Below are 15,030 nucleotides of genomic sequence, written 5' to 3' on the forward strand. Positions count from 1 at the left end.
CGTCGAGACTCGCGTTGCCGAGTTCAAATTCGACGCCATTCGGCAAGCGCACGTGAAGTGCGGCCACCATCAGTGGCAAGGCCTGCGATGGCCCTTGAGGCGCAGCCGGCGGTGCCGATGGTGCGGTGACGACTGGAATGAATGCCGGCGCCTCGCGCGCCACGCTCGGGCGTACCGGTGTCGGAGTATCGATCAGCACACCATCCGCCCCTGATGGTGAGGTCTGCTGAGCCTGCGCCATTCGCTGCTGACGGTAACGAGTGATCCACTTGCGAAGCTGATTCGGATTTACGTCATGTTCCATGGCCGTACGCGCGATCGACACGCCGGGCTTCAGGCACATCATGACCAGCTCGTCGCGTGCGCCTTCGTCATACTCGCGTCGGCCGTCGCGTTTCTCGCCAATCACCAGACGGCTCTTCAGGTCTTTGTTCTCTGTCATCAGTGTCAGTGTGCAGGTGTCCACGTGGACACCTAGCTTCTGACCTTCTGCCCCTCGATGGAAGGGCGTCTTTTATTGACCGCTTACCGAGCTCGCACCGCTGACGTCCGGCTTTAGCGCCCAACCGGACGTTCAGAATATGAACACAGATTGATGAACCGCCCTGCAGCGCGTGGGTCAATCCTTCGCCCACGCAGCGGCCATGGCAACCGCAAAATCGCGGTAAGACCTGGGCGAGCGTCCCAGTAGGGTCGACAAGCGCCCGATCTGTTCGGTCGAAGCCACGGCACCGTCTTGCTGGTATCGCTGCATCATCAAGCGCATGTCATACGCCAGCCACGTCGGCGCGACTGACTTCAAACGCTGCTCGAGAATATCGAGATCGTCACCGCCATGGCGAACAGGGCGTCCGAGTGCATCCGCCCAGATACGGACAATGGATTCCGCCGTCAGCGCGTCCGGGCCGACCAGTTCGTAGGTTTCCCGCGGTAGCGGGCTGGCAGCGAGCTCGCGCCGCAGCAACTCTTTGGCTGCTGCCTCTCCGATATCGCGAACGTCCACCATGGAAATGCCCTTCTCGCCAATCGGCATCCCATAGATGCCGTGCTTCAGCAACGCATCTTTCTGCCGCACATCGTTCTGAATGAAGTACGCGGGACGAAGCACAGTCGCCGGCATGTCGCACTGCTCGATCATGCGCTCGACTGCGTGCTTGCCCGCGAAGTGTGGCACGTCGACATACTCTGCGCCCCTGAATACGGACAGATACACCACGCCATTCACATGCGACTCTCGCGCGATGCTCAAGGCCTGCAGCGCCTGAGTCAGTTCGTCTGCGGCGTTTGGCGCCAGCAGGAACAACGTGCTGATGCCCTTCATGGCTTGCCGTACCGAATCCGCATCGGACAAGTCGCCTTTGATTGCCCGGATACCGTCAGCAAATTGGGCTTTCTGGGGCGAACGCGTCAGGGCGTGCACCTGAACTCCACGGCCTTGCAGGTGTTCAAGAACTTGCGTACCCACCGTGCCCGTACTTCCAGTAACAAGAATTGTCATGACTGTCTCTCTAACGAAAGGCCCAAAGCGGCCCGGTGAAGACAGGTTATTCGTTCCGAATTTGAGTCGATAGATATAGAATCGAAACACCTCGTCTCAAAAATAGAACTCTCATGAATTTAATGGCGCTTTCTGATTTCAATGCGGTCGCCACTCACGGCGGCTTCGGTCCAGCTGGCCGCGCGCTGGACCGGCCCAAAGCCACGCTATCGCGGCATGTAGCAGAGTTGGAAGACGAACTCGGAGTGAGGTTGATTGAGCGCGGCTCGAGACGAATGCGCCTGACGGAAGATGGCATCGCACTCCATGAGCGCACTCGAGGCCTTCTGGCAGAGCTTGAGGAGGCGGGCGACGCGGTGGCCTCGCGTGCGCCCGTCGCGCGTGGACGGCTGCGCATCAGTGCTCCCATCGTTTTCGCGCACGTCGTGCTGTGCAGGATCGCTGCGCGCTTCGCGTTGGCCTACCCGCAGGTCGAGCTCGAGATTGTCGCGGAAGATCGTGTCGTGGATCCGGTGGAAGACGGCTATGACCTGGTGATTCGTGTCGATCCGCCGCGAGACGATCTGCTCGTGGGAAGGTGCATTCTTGATGATGAGCGATGGCTTGTGGCAACGCCGGCCGTATCGGTTCCTGCGATGCGCAAACAGGATGTGAGCCCGTTTCCGGTCCCGGCGGTCTTGTCGGCGGCTGCGCCATCGGGAGCGATCTGGAGCGTACGGACGAAATCCAAAGGTACAAAGACATTTGAGCCGATGCCGGTCCTCCGGCTATCGTCGCTACTGATGGTGCGCGAGGCCGTTCTCGCCGGCGTGGGACCGGCGATGTTGCCGAGACTGCTAGTCGAAGAAGATGTGAAGGCCGGGCGACTCGTCTGCTGGGGTAAAGAAGAGGGTTCTCCGGTGGAGATCTGGGCGCTTTACCATTCTCGTCGGCTGCTGAGTGTCAAGGTCAGAGCATTCCTGGATGCGCTTCAGGAATTACCCGCGCGAGCGTGAGAAAACGTGGCGGTCGAACAAACGCAACACGTACTGGCATCTGCCTGATGCAGTCATTGCCCGGATCGAAGAGGTGGTACGCGATGCTTTCAACACGGCATCGGCACACACCAGCAGTGACGGCGAACCCTCGCAGCCCTGAGAGACCGAGCACCACGGCGCGCCTCTTCATGCGACAGCTTTTCAAGGATGAAGCGCCAATGGCCAGACGAACTGCCGAATTTTACGATTCCCCACTCTCACGAATTCCGTATCCTTGCGCCTCGATCTGCGGGAATGCGGCGAATCACTGCGCGGCGACGACAAAACCTCGTTAGCCGACCGCGCTTTCCTTCGGCGACGCGCACCCTGTCACCGCCAGCACCGCGCGACCCGCCAGCGTCTCGCGCGCGGCACTATCGCCAAGCGCATACGCGACGCAACGCCTCGCCAGCACGTCGGTCGGATCGACGAGCCGCACCACCCGCCCGCCCGCACACGCGAGCGCTTGCTCACGCAACAGCAACGGCAGCTCGGTGCACGCGAGCACGATGACCTGCACGCCCCGCGCGACCAGATCGTCGACGGCCGCCGCGAGGTCGTCGCAGCATTCGCCCGATGTATGCCCAGCCTTCGCGCCGCGCGGCCCATAAATGGCGTTCATCAGCCGCGCTTGCGCGGCCGCGGACGGTGCCATCTGCACGAGGCCGCGCGCTTCGAGCGCCTGTTCGTAGACGCGGCTCGCGAGCGTGCCCGAGGTCGCCAGCACGCCCACTTCGCGCAGCCCCGCAAAAGTCTCGCGCAGATAATCGGCGGTACAGGTCAGCATATTGACGATCGGCACGCGCAGCGCAGGCTGAAGCCGCTCGACGAACGCATGCGCGGTATTGCACGGAATCGCGATCAGATCCGCGCCGCCCTCCTCGAGTGTCTTGCAGGCCGCGTATAGCGCGAGCGTCGGGTCGTCGCCGCGACCGAACAGCGCCGCGGTGCGGTCCGGGATCTGCGGATTCTGCTCGACCATGATCCGGATATGGTCCTGATCGCGCGCGGCCGGCGTGTTGCGCACGACCTTGGCCATGAAATCGACGGTCGCGGCCGGCCCGATGCCGCCGACCACGCCGAGGCGGAACGCCCGCTGCGGCTGTGTGTACCGCGCCTCCGCGACATAGCGCGCGTACACCTGGTTCGAATCGACGAGCGGCACCTCGATGGGCCCGAGCGCGCGCAGCACGAGGCCGATTTCCGCGAGCCCTGGCACGATCACGTCGACGCCCTGTGCGACCAGGTCGGCGCACGCCGCGCGCAGCAACTCGACCGGCCGCCCTTGCAGGCGGCCAGCGCGGATGCCCTCGTCGCCGAAGACGGCGCTCGTCACGCAGTCGAAACCAGTATCGTTGCGCGGATAGCACACGTCGAACTGGCCGGCTTCAAAGTAACGCTCGAACAGCCCGTTCGCGCGAATCGCGGACGACGTCAGCACGCCGATGCGCCGGGCGCCGTCGCGCCGCGCCGATGGATAGTTACGCCGCATATGCTCGGACAATGCGGTCATGATGTTGGCGACCGGCACGGTGACGTTGGCCGTGAGTTCGTCGATGAAGGTGTGGCTGAGGAAGCACGGCAGCACGATCGCGTCCACACCGCGTTTTTCGAACGCGCGCATCGTGTCGAGCATGTGGATCTTGAACCGCGCGTCCGTCGCATCGGGCGCGGCGGGCCCGGGCCACGGGCGCGGTTCGAGAATCAGATCGAAGGTCTGCGCGGCACCTGGCCGGCGCGACGCCGTGCTGATCCGGCCGAGGATGTCGGTGCTGGCGAACTGCGCCGCGCCAGTCGCCACACCCAGCGAACGAAAACGCTCCATCATCAGATCCCCCGGTCGTTCTGTGTGTCCACCCTCGCTCACGGGTGGCTTTCTGCGCGCTTGAGAATGACACTATGCGAGACGCAGATGTACAGGTGTTAACCACGTCAAAGCATTACCTTGCGTTTGCGCTCCTTCAACTCACCGGCTCGAAAATCTCCCGCAGCCACTGCGCGAAAACCCGCACCCGCGACGACAACTGGCGGTTCTGCGGATACAGCACCGACACCGGCATCGGCGGCGGCGGATAGTCCGCCAGAATGACGCGCAACCGTCCGGCCGCCAGTTCGTCAGCGACACGGTAGCGCGGCACCTGCACGATGCCGAGCCCGGCGATCGCCGCGCCCGCGTACAGTTCGGCGCCGCTGACCGACACCGCCGACGGCAGCACGAGCGCGGTATCCCGCCCGTCGACGCGGAATTCGAGCGGCAGCGGCTTGCCGGTCGCGCTCGACACGTAGTTGACCGCGCGATGCGTCGACAGCGCGCCGGGATTGGCCGGCTCGCCATACGCGGCCAGATACGCAGGACTCGCGACCGTCACCTGCTGCAGTTGCGCGACGCGCCGCCCGACCATCGACGAATCCTGCAGCACGCCCGCGCGCAGCACGCAATCGATGCCCTCGCGCACGAGGTCGACGAGCCGGTCGTCCTCGCCGATCATCAGCTCGATGTCTGGAAACCGCGCGAGAAACGCGGGCAGCGCCGGCACCACGAAGTGCCGTGCGAGCGTGCCCTGCACGTTCACGCGTAACAGTCCCTTCGGCGCGACATTGGAGAACGCCCCCTCCGCCTCCTCCATGTCGGCGATCAGGCGCACGCAGCGCTGGTAGTGCGCGTCGCCGTCGGGCGTGAGCCGCACCGTGCGCGTGGTGCGTTCGAGCAGCCGCGCGCCGAGCCGCTGCTCGAGACGCTTCATCAGGTTGGTGACGGTCGCGCGCGGGATTTGCAGATCGTCGGCGGCGCGCGTAAAGCTCTGGCGCTCGGCGATCCGCACGAATACCCGCATTTCCTCGAAACGGTCCATATCGGCGGATTATTAAAGCGAATGGAATGATGATCGCGAGTCTAACCGGATTATCTCGACGCGGAAAGCCTTCATCATTCACCTCACCGATCCACCACCCCTTCTGTGAGGAAACGAATCATGAGCACGAACCAACAACCCAAAGTCGCCATCGTCACCGGCGCGTCGCGCGGCATCGGCATGGCGATCGCACAGCGGCTCGCGAAGGACGGCTACGCGGTCGCCGTCAACTACGCATCGAGCGCGGGTGAAGCCGACGCGCTCGTCGGCGCGATCCGCGAAGCCGGCGGCCAGGCGATCGCGGTGCAAGCCGACGTGTCGAAGCCCGGCGACGTGCGTCGCATGTTCGAGATCACCGAACGCGAACTCGGCAAGGTCGACGTGCTCGTCAACAACGCGGGCGTGATGAAGCCCACGCCGCTCGCCGACACGTCCGACGCGCTGTACGACCAGACCTTCGACATCAACGTGCGCGGCACCTTCAACACGCTGCGCGAAGCGGCCGCGCGCCTGAACGACGGCGGACGCATCGTCAATTTCTCGACCAGCGTGCTCGCGCTGAACTTGCCCGGCTACGGCATCTACACGGCGACCAAGGCGGCCGTCGAAGCGTTCACGCGCGTGTTCGCGAAGGAGCTGCGCGGGCGCAGCATCACGGTGAATGCGGTCGCGCCGGGACCGATTGCGACCGCGCTGTTCCTCGAAGGCAAGACCGACGAGCAGATCGAAACCTTCGCGAAGATGCCGCCGCTGCAACGCCTCGGCGAGCCGGGAGACGTGGCGGGCGTGGTCGCGTTTCTGGTCGGCCCGGATGCGGGCTGGGTCAATGGGCAGACGTTGCGGGCCAATGGCGGTTTGGCTTGATGGGATGCGCTGGTCCAGCGTGCTGCCGCGCTGGACCGGCTGCATTGCGCCGGCTGCGGCGCCTGGAACGTGATCGATTCGCCGCTCAAACCGCCTTCGGATTGCGTTCCGCGAAACCTTCCTGATGCCAGTACGGATACGCGGGGCGCACCGCGCTTGCCGCGTCGAGCTTCGCGACCTGGTCGGCCGTCAGGTTCCAGCCGACCGCGCCGAGGTTCTGCCGCAGTTGGTCCTCGTTGCGCGCGCCGATCAGCAGCGTCGCGACGGTCGGCCGTTGCAGCAGCCAGTTCAGCGCGATCTGCGGCACGGTCTTGCCGGTTTCGGCGACGACTTCGTCGAGCGCGTCGAGCACGCGGAACAGATACTCTTCCGCACCGGCGGGCCCGATTCGGCGGTCTTGTGCAGACGGCTCGTCTCGGGCAGCGGCTGGCCGCGCTTGAGCTTGCCGGTCAAACGCCCCCAGCCGAGCGGACTCCATATCACCGCACCCACGCCCTGGTCGACGCCAAGCGGCATCAGCTCCCACTCGTAGTCGCGCCCGACCAGCGAGTAATAGGCCTGATTCGCGACGTAGCGCGGATAGCCGTAGCGGTCGGCGATATCGAGCGACTTCATCAGATGCCAGCCGGAGAAATTCGACACGCCGACGTAGCGGATCTTGCCCGCGCGCACGAGGTCGTCGAGCGTGGACAGCACTTCGGGAATCGGCGTTTTCGCGTCGAAGCCGTGCAACTGGAACAGGTCGATGTAATCGGTTTGCAGACGCTTGAGCGCCGCATCGACCGCGTTGATCAGATGGAAGCGTGACGAGCCGACGCCGTTCGGATCGCCGTTGAAACGGAAGGTCGCCTTGGTCGACAGGATCGCCTTGTCGCGCTTGCCTTTCAGCGCTTCGCCGAGCACCGACTCGGACGCGCCCTTCGAATAGATGTCGGCGGTGTCGAACATCGTGACGCCCGCGTCGAAGCAGATATCGATCAGACGCCGCGCTTCGGCGACGTCGGTCGCTCCCCACGCCTCGAAGAATTCACCCTTGCCGCCGAAGGTACCGGTGCCGAAACTCAACACCGGCACCTTGAACCCGGATGCACCCAGATGTCTGTATTCCATTGCAGAATCTCCGTGACATTGCGGTCGATGAACGGAGATTCAGTCTACGCGCGTCGGCGAGAAGGCATCATGAAAGCGACGCGCTCAGATCGGCCAATGCATCACGCACGGCGCCGATCACGCTGTCCCAGGCGCCGAGCTGCGGTTGACGGAATAGACGCGCGGACGGATACCACGGCGTGTCGCTGCGTTCGAGCAGCCAGCGCCAGCATGTGTCGAAGCGGTTCAGAATCCAGACCGGCTTGTCGAGCGCGCCGGCCAGATGCGCGGTGGACGTGTCGACCGAAATCAACAGATCCAGACTGGCGACGAGCGCGGCGGTATCGGCGAAATCGTGCAGCAGCTCAGTGTAATCGGCGACGCGTTCACGGTAGGCGCTTTCGGCGAGTTGCGCTGCGGCTGCGCCCTTCTGCACGCTGAAGAAGCGCACGTTCGGCACGTCGAGGAGCGGCGCGAATTGCTCGAACGCGAGCGAGCGACGCGCATCGATCTTGCGCAGTTCCGCGACATGCGCGCGGTTCTCGCCGGCCCACACGAGACCGACATTCAGCGATTTGATTGCGTTGCCCTCCGCATTGGTGTTGCCGTGCGGTTCGATACGCTCGCGCCATTCGCCGACGGCCGCTGGCTGCGCAAAAAGATACGGTGTGGCTGCCGGAATGCTCGCTTCGTTGGTGCTGAACGCAAGCGGCAAGCTCAGCAACGGGCAATGACAATCGAACGGCGGCAACGGCTGCCCAGCTTCGATCAACTGATCGACACCATCGAGCGTCGACAGCAGCCGCAACAACGGACCCGGGACTTCGAGCACGACCTTCGCGCCCAGCTTCGCAACCAGCATCGCATAGCGACAGAATTGCAGCGTGTCGCCGAGGCCCTGTTCCGCATGCAGCAGGATCGTTTTGCCGTCGAGCGGAAAATCGCCGAGCCACAGCGGCTGCGCAAACTCGCGCCGGCCGGCCTTGATGCGGCTACGCTCCCAACGCCATTCGTATTCGCGCCAGCCGCTCTCGAAGCGGCCCATTTGCAGCAGGCACAGCGCCTGGTTCCAATGCGTTTCGACCGACGCCGGATTCAACGCAAGCGCGCGCTGATAGCTCGACAACGCCTGTTCGCGCTGATTCAGATCGATCTGCGCGAGACCGAGGTTATTCCATGCATCGACGAAACCAGGCGAGAGTTCCAGCGCGCGCTGATAGCAGCGCTCTGCTTCGTGCGGCTGATTCAGATCGCCGAGCACGTTGCCGCGATTACTCCACGCATCCGGATAGTTAGGCTGCAATGCGAGCGCCTGGTCGCAGCTATCGAGTGCATCGGTATATCGGCCGAGATCGCGCAGCACGCATGCGCGATTGTTCCAGGCCGGCGCGAACTCCGGCGCGATAGAAAGCGCGCGCTCGTAGCTCGCGAGCGCTTCGAGCGGACGGTGCAGCGCCGCCAATGCGTTGCCGCGATTGTTCAATGCATCGGCGAATTTCGGCTGCATCACGAGCGCCCGCTCGGCGCACGCAAGCGCTTCGTCATGACGCTGCAACGCGTTCAGCGCATAGGCGAGATTCGAATGCACGGCCGGCTGTCTCGCGTTCACAGCGAGCGCCTTCTTCAGCAGATCGACGCCTTCCTGCAAGCGGCCCGTTTGCAGCGCGAGTTCGCCGAGCCAGCGCAACGCGTCGCCATGTTTCGGCTTCAGTTCGAGAATCTCGCGATACATCTCTTCTGCTTCGACGAGCGCGCCGTTCTGTTGAAGCGCGACGGCTTGTCGAAGCAGATGGTCCAACTGTTGCGGCAGACTGGCTTGCTTGCTCATGCGGTACCTGGAATCGAAGGCGCGAAGAATCGTCGGATAAAGCGCACGATTATCGCTGAAAAGCCTGTATTCGAAGTACCGCCGCCGCGTCGCGACGTGACGCCGCTTATTGCGCGGCCACGGACAGATGCTTGCGCTTCGCGAGTTCCTGCGCCATCGCGTAGTGCTGCTGGATCGTCGGCAGCGCCTCTTTCGCCGCGGTCTTCAACTTGTCGTCGCGACCCGAGGCGATTTCCGCCTGGAACGAGGACAACGCTTTCTGCTCACCGGCGAGCGCGACCTGCTCGATATACCTCTTGTCGAAGTCGGCGCCGCGCAGATTGTTGATGCTCGCGAGCACGGCCTCGTCGGGATCGTTCTTCGGCACGTCGACACCGCGCGGACTCGCCGCCCGCAATGCGTCGGTGATCTTCGCGTCGTCATCCGACACGCGCTCGGCGAACGCCTTCACGTCGCGATCGGCCGAACGCGCGGTGGCGATACGCGCGGCGTCGCGCTGCGTCGCGACGGCCTTGGTGCCGTCCGCGACGAATGTCTGATCGGCCGCATGCAGGCGGACTGCGTCCGCGGGCGCGGCGCTCTGCGCGCTGGCCACCGAGGCGGCCGTCAGAAGACCGCCGAAGCAGGCAGCGGCGGCGATGCGGGCCAAAGCGACCGAAGGGACGGAAGGCAGGCGGATCATACGTTCTCCTTGAGGTGAAAGCATCTGAAAGCAAAACGAAGGACACGTGTGCGCCGCGAACAAAGCGTGCGATGCAAAACGCTGCGGACTGCTTGCGAGCCCAGCGGGGCGCCACGCTTTCATCGCTGCCGATTCTAGAAGCCATGCCGTCTGGCAGGTGAAACGCTGCTGTCGCTTCTGTAACCTTAGGTAACCCTCATATGAATGCGCACACGTTTGCCTTATTGGCGTGAATCACGCGCGCCGCTCGCCACTGCGACGCAGTGCTGAATTTTTCGCCATCGACGCCGATAACCAGAGACAGGCACCGCTTAGCACCGCTCAGCACCGCAACTCTGGAGAACGATTCCGATGGCAGACGACCACCGTGCCAATCACGAGCGCCACACCGAGCGCAGCAACCTGACTAGCTCCAACAAATTCGAGCTGCTGCTATACCGCCTCGGCCACGTGCCGGATAGCGACGCGCACGAGCTGTATGGGATCAACGTGTTCAAGGTGCGCGAAATCTCGACGATGCCGACCATCACGCCGATCGCCGGATCGTCGCCGTACGTGATGGGCGCGGTCGACATTCGCGGGCAGATCATCCCCGTGATCGACCTGCCGCGGCTGATGGGCTGCGAGCCGACGCGCGGCCTGAACATCCTGCTGGTCACCGAATTCGCGCGTTCGACGCAGGCCTTCGCGGTCGAGGAAGTCGACGAGATCGTGCGGCTCGAATGGAACCAGGTGCTGTCGGCCGATGGCTCGGCGGGCGGCAAGCTCGTCACGAGCATCGCGCGCATCGACGGCAATACCGGCGACTCGCGGCTCGCTCAGGTGATCGACGTCGAGCAGGTGTTGCGCGACGTGTTCCCGTCGCAGCATCCGAGCGTCGATCCGGCCTCGGTAGGTGAAGCGCTCGGCATCCGCCGCGGCGCGAAAATCCTTGCCGCCGACGACTCCGGCTTCGCGCGCAAGCTGATCGAGCAGGCGCTCACCGCGATCGGCGCCGACTACATCATGACGAAGACCGGCGAGGAAGCGTGGCAAACGCTGCAGCAGGTCGCACGCGAAGCGCAGCAAAAAGGCGTGCGCGCGAAAGACACCATCGCTCTCGTATTGACCGATCTGGAGATGCCGGAGATGGACGGCTTCATGCTGACGCGCCAGATCAAGGCCGACGCACGCACGCGCGATATTCCGGTGCTCATCCACTCGTCGCTGACGGGCGCGGCGAACGAGGCGCATGTGAAGAACGCGGGCGCGAACGGCTATGTCCCGAAGTTCGCGGCGAGCGAGCTCGCCGATGCGATCCGTCAAGCGCTGGGCTGCGCGCCGGCGAAAGCGACGGCGGCTTGAGGTCTCGTGTGCCCATCCGTGAAGCGGATCGCCGCGCTCAACGATGCGCGGCAAGCTCGATCGAGAAATCCATCCGGCCGATCTCGACGCCCATCGTGTTGAGCCGCTTCGGCGCATGAAAGCCGTCGAGCGTCGCGCGTTGTTCAGGCGTGCCGATATCGAGCACCGCGAGCAACTCGGCAGTGACCGCATAGAGCGCGGCGGCATTGCCGTCCTCGATCTTCAGCGCGATGCCTAGCGCGCCCTTCGCACCCAGCCGCGCGGTTTGCCGCGACGCGCGCACGCCGATCGCATAGCTGCCGTCCGCGCCGACCTTGCCGACCAGCGCGCCACCGAACGCCCGCATCAGCAGCGTGCAGAAGCGCCCTTCCCCGCCGACCAGTTCCGGGTACGACGTCATCGCGCGATAGATGCGCGCGAGCGCGGCCGTGCGCGGCGGCGTCGCGGCTGCTCCGGCTTCGTGTTGATCCTGCGCCGCCGCGAGCTTCGCGAACAGACGTGCGAGCCGGTCGAGCGGAAACGCCGGGGTCGGCAGATTGCAGCCGTCGATCGCCCATTGCACGCCGTCGTCCGGCAGGTCGCACACGCTCGCGACCGTCTGCTTCACGCGCACCTGCAACGGATGCGCGGGCAGTTCATAGCCGGCGAGCGCCGCGCCGATCGAACGCGCGCCGGCCAGCATGCCCGCATGCTTGCCCGAACAGTTGCTGCACACGCCGGTGGGCGTAAAGCCGCGCCGGATCCAGTCGACATACACCGCATCCGACAACGGCGGATGACCGCCGCAACGCAGATCGGCCTCGCTCGCCTGCGCTTTCGCGAGCATCGCGCGCGTGCGTTCGATATGACGCGGCTCGCTGCTGTGCGATGCGCACATCAGCGCGAGATCGGCTTCGTCGAAACCGCAACGCTCGAGCGCGCCGGTTTCGAGCACCGCGAGCGCCTGGGCCGGCTTCGCCGCGGAACGCGCGAGCGTGATGCGCGCAGCGTCGCCGAACGAATACAGCAGACGGCCGTCCGCATCGACGATCGCGACATGCGCCAGATGCGTGTTCTCGACGGACTCGCCGCGATAGATCGTCGCCGCGACCGGCGCGGCAGGGTGCAGTTGGGATCGGCTCATCGGTATCGTCTCCGCGTCGTTTATTGATCGGGCGATGGCGCCCAAGGCCCGGCAATCGATCAGGCGCTCGCCGCGAGCGCTTCTTCTTCTCGCTCGAGCGTGCGGGTGTGCCGCAGTTCGGGAAAGAACCGCATCCACAACAGCGCGATCGCGATCGTCGCGACACCGCCGACCAGCACGGCCGGCTGCGCGCCCCACCATCCGGCAGTCAGGCCCGATTCGAACTCGCCCAATTGATTCGACGTCCCGATGAACAGCGAATTGACCGCGCTGACGCGGCCGAGCATTTCATCGGGCGTGCGCAGTTGCACGAGCGACAGCCGCACCACCACGCTGATCGTGTCGGACGCGCCGAGCACCATCAGCGCGAGCAGCGACACGAGGAACTGATGCGACAGCCCGAACACGATCGTCGCGATGCCGAACACGATCACGCCGCCGAACATCGCCGCGCCGGGCCGGTTGCGCAATGGAAAATGCGCGAGCCAGATCGTGCCCGCGAGCGCGCCGATCGCCGTGCCAGAGCGCAGCAGGCCGAGACCGATCGGGCCCGCGTGCAGCACGTCGCGCGCGAAGATCGGCAGCAACGCGGTCGCGCCGCCGAACAGCACCGCGAACAGATCGAGCGACAGCGCGCCGAGAATCACCGGCTCGCGGCGAATGAACGCGATGCCCGAAAAGATCGATTCGAGCGTGACGGGCGCGCGGCTCGCCGGCCTCACTTGCAGCGGAATGCTCCACACCGACGCCGCCGCGGCCGCGAACGACAGCGTGCACGCCAGATAAGCGGCACCGGGACCGATGCCGTACAGCAGACCACCGAGCGCCGGCCCGGCGATCTGCGCGGTCTGATTGGCGGACGTGGACCATGCGGTCGCTTTGGGCAGATAGCCGCGCGGCACGACGGCCGGCAGCAGCGACGACACGGCCGGCGATTCGAACGCGCGCGACGCGCCCACGCAGGCAGCCAGCACGTAGATCACCGGCGCGCTGATCCAGCCGCTGAAGGTGCCGATCGCGAACAGCAATGCAGCGACGCTTTCGAGGCTCTGACAGACGGCGGCGATGCGGCGGCGATCGTAACGATCGGCGACATGACCGACGACGAGCGTCAGCAGGAACATCGGCAGAAACTGCGCGAGACCGACGAGGCCAAGTGCGAACGCGCTATGCGTGAGCGCGTAGACATGCCAGCCCATCGCGACGGCGAGCATCTGGAACGACAGCGACGACAGGATGCGGGTGCACCAGAAACGCTGGAACGGCGGGTGTTTCGGCAGGCTGAAATGCGGGGAATCGGCGGGATCGGTGGAGGCTGGGGGCATCGATTGTTGCTCGTGACGGGGCACATCGGAGCGTGGATTGCGCGGCCGCTAGTTTAGAGCAAGATCGGGGGGCGTGCAGAAAGGCGGCGGGCACGGGCGGCGGCGTGATCGGAGGCGATGGGGCGGCCCGTGCCGAGGCCGGCACGCTCGAACGAAGCAGGCCGCCCTCGCCTGCTTCGGCGCCACGCATGACTCAGGGGTGCAGGGGCCGGCCTTCCGCGCGGCCGAACTCGACGAAGTGATCGACCGGGTCGACGCCCGCCGCGGCGACGTCGGGATTCGCTTCGAGGTAAAGCTTCGGATCGAAACCGTCGGGCAGTTGGGCAAGCCGCGCCTTGCGTTGAAACGATTCGGCGCTGCTCAACGGACGCCCTTCGAATCGACCGTAGTAGATGTAATGCTGCAACGCATTGCCGCCGCTCGCCGCGACGTCCGGATTGGCGTCGAGATACGCCTCGCCGTCGAAGTCGACGATTGGCGTCAGGCTCGACGGCATGCCGGTCAGGTCGTGATAGCACAGACAGCCGTCCGCGAAGAAATGGCAAACCAGCGCCTTGCGGCTCACGTGCTCCGGATCGCGCATCTTGCTGCCGCCGTGCAGCAGGTTCGCATGCCACAACAGCACATCGCCCTTCTTCGGATAGAAGTACTTCGGGCCCGCCGAATGGTCAGCGATCAGCTTCTGAATCGCGGGTTCGTAGATGTCGTGATAAGCGGAATAACCGCAACCGAACGGCATGCCCAATTCAGTCGACATCAGATACGGCAGCTTGTGCGTGCCGGGGTGATAAACGAGCGGCCCCGAGTCCGGATGGATATCCTCGAAGGCGATCCAGTTCGCGACCAGATACCCGTTCGGATAGGTCGACATGTGAATCGAATCGGAATGCTCGAGTTGCTCGCTGCTCTTGTGACCGCCGATTGTCTGGAACGGCGCCGATTTCGCGCCCAGCAGCAAGCCCACGATCTCGTTCATGCGCGCATCGAACAGCATGTCGCGAATCGCGGGCACGTTGAAATGCGGATTCAGCGTGCGCCCCGGCAGCGTATCGCCTTCGAAAAGCGGCTCGTGCGGCGGCCGCAGCGTGCCGTCGGCGATCGCGTTTTCGTAGGCTTGCCACGTCGCATCGAGCTGTTCGTGCCCGAAGAAGCCTTCAATGATCAGATAGCCGTCGCTGACCCATTTCCGGCACCATTCGGCTTCCTGCTCGCTGATTACACCTTGGGACAACAACTCGGCGACCCGCTCCAGCGCATCCGGTCGATCGAGCCAGGGAACCGGGCCCGCCGCGGGAAATTTTTCGAATTTGAAGACCTGGGTCTGACTGTCGATCGGAACGTCCGCGACGACGGGCTTATCGAAAAAACGCTGAGTCTCGAGAGTATTCATGTTGTATCGGGAAACTTTC

The 15,030-nt window shown here is 64.5% G+C and carries 12 protein-coding genes and 1 pseudogene; 3 read left to right on the plus strand and 10 right to left on the minus strand.

The window, feature by feature from the left end; genetic code table 11:
• Both AB3X96_RS34005 and AB3X96_RS34010 read right to left on the minus strand, forming a co-directional pair.
• The coding region (locus AB3X96_RS34005; protein WP_368593124.1) for a transposase at positions 1-442 on the minus strand (442 nt) is incomplete at its 3' end.
• A gap of 177 nt (positions 443-619) precedes the next feature.
• Positions 620-1,498, minus strand: a complete 879-nt coding sequence (locus tag AB3X96_RS34010) for an SDR family oxidoreductase (protein ID WP_368593125.1) — start codon at positions 1,496-1,498, stop codon at positions 620-622.
• A gap of 113 nt (positions 1,499-1,611) precedes the next feature.
• Between AB3X96_RS34010 and AB3X96_RS34015 the strand changes: the two genes are divergently transcribed.
• On the plus strand, positions 1,612-2,493 hold the full coding sequence (locus AB3X96_RS34015) for a LysR family transcriptional regulator (RefSeq protein WP_368593126.1): 882 nt from the start codon (positions 1,612-1,614) through the stop codon (positions 2,491-2,493).
• A 313-nt stretch (positions 2,494-2,806) separates the two neighbouring features.
• On the opposite strand, the gene AB3X96_RS34020 is transcribed toward AB3X96_RS34015, so the two are convergent.
• Together AB3X96_RS34020 and AB3X96_RS34025 are read right to left on the minus strand one after the other, a co-directional pair.
• Positions 2,807-4,339 (minus strand): amino acid racemase, encoded by a 1,533-nt coding sequence (locus AB3X96_RS34020; RefSeq protein WP_368593205.1) that lies wholly within the window; start codon positions 4,337-4,339, stop codon positions 2,807-2,809.
• Between the two features lie 136 nt (positions 4,340-4,475).
• Positions 4,476-5,366 (minus strand): LysR family transcriptional regulator, encoded by an 891-nt coding sequence (locus AB3X96_RS34025; protein ID WP_368593127.1) that lies wholly within the window; start codon positions 5,364-5,366, stop codon positions 4,476-4,478.
• A 120-nt stretch (positions 5,367-5,486) separates the two neighbouring features.
• Here AB3X96_RS34025 and AB3X96_RS34030 point away from each other — a divergent pair, with 120 nt between their 5' ends.
• The gene (locus AB3X96_RS34030) at positions 5,487-6,230 is read left to right on the plus strand and encodes an SDR family oxidoreductase (RefSeq protein WP_368593128.1); all 744 of its coding nucleotides are present in this window, start codon (positions 5,487-5,489) and stop codon (positions 6,228-6,230) included.
• A gap of 85 nt (positions 6,231-6,315) precedes the next feature.
• Here the strand turns inward: AB3X96_RS34030 and AB3X96_RS34035 are convergent.
• From AB3X96_RS34035 to AB3X96_RS34045, 3 genes and pseudogenes are all read right to left on the minus strand, one after another.
• A pseudogene (locus AB3X96_RS34035) lies at positions 6,316-7,340 on the minus strand (aldo/keto reductase).
• 67 nt (positions 7,341-7,407) lie between these two features.
• Positions 7,408-9,147 carry a tetratricopeptide repeat protein gene (locus tag AB3X96_RS34040; RefSeq protein WP_368593129.1) on the minus strand — a complete coding sequence of 580 codons (1,740 nt, stop codon included), beginning with the start codon at positions 9,145-9,147 and terminating at the stop codon, positions 7,408-7,410.
• 106 nt (positions 9,148-9,253) lie between these two features.
• On the minus strand, positions 9,254-9,829 hold the full coding sequence (locus AB3X96_RS34045) for a DUF4142 domain-containing protein (protein WP_368593130.1): 576 nt from the start codon (positions 9,827-9,829) through the stop codon (positions 9,254-9,256).
• A 351-nt stretch (positions 9,830-10,180) separates the two neighbouring features.
• Here AB3X96_RS34045 and AB3X96_RS34050 point away from each other — a divergent pair, with 351 nt between their 5' ends.
• Positions 10,181-11,173: a chemotaxis protein CheV gene (locus AB3X96_RS34050; protein ID WP_176109027.1), complete on the plus strand. Its 993-nt coding sequence runs from the start codon at positions 10,181-10,183 to the stop codon at positions 11,171-11,173.
• Positions 11,174-11,210: 37 nt separating this feature from the next.
• Here the strand turns inward: AB3X96_RS34050 and AB3X96_RS34055 are convergent, their stop codons facing one another.
• From AB3X96_RS34055 to AB3X96_RS34065, 3 genes are all read right to left on the minus strand, one after another.
• Entirely contained in the window at positions 11,211-12,296 is a 1,086-nt protein-coding gene (locus AB3X96_RS34055; protein WP_368593131.1) for an asparaginase, read from the minus strand.
• Positions 12,297-12,355: 59 nt separating this feature from the next.
• A complete protein-coding gene (locus AB3X96_RS34060) occupies positions 12,356-13,621 on the minus strand; it encodes an MFS transporter (RefSeq protein ID WP_368593132.1) in 1,266 nt (421 codons plus the stop codon).
• 193 nt (positions 13,622-13,814) lie between these two features.
• Positions 13,815-15,011: a phytanoyl-CoA dioxygenase family protein gene (locus AB3X96_RS34065; protein ID WP_368593133.1), complete on the minus strand. Its 1,197-nt coding sequence runs from the start codon at positions 15,009-15,011 to the stop codon at positions 13,815-13,817.
• Positions 15,012-15,030 lie beyond the last annotated feature (19 nt).

Origin of the sequence: Paraburkholderia sp. BR13439 (assembly GCF_040948805.1) — a bacterium.
Taxonomy (GTDB): Bacteria; Pseudomonadota; Gammaproteobacteria; order Burkholderiales; family Burkholderiaceae; genus Paraburkholderia; species Paraburkholderia youngii.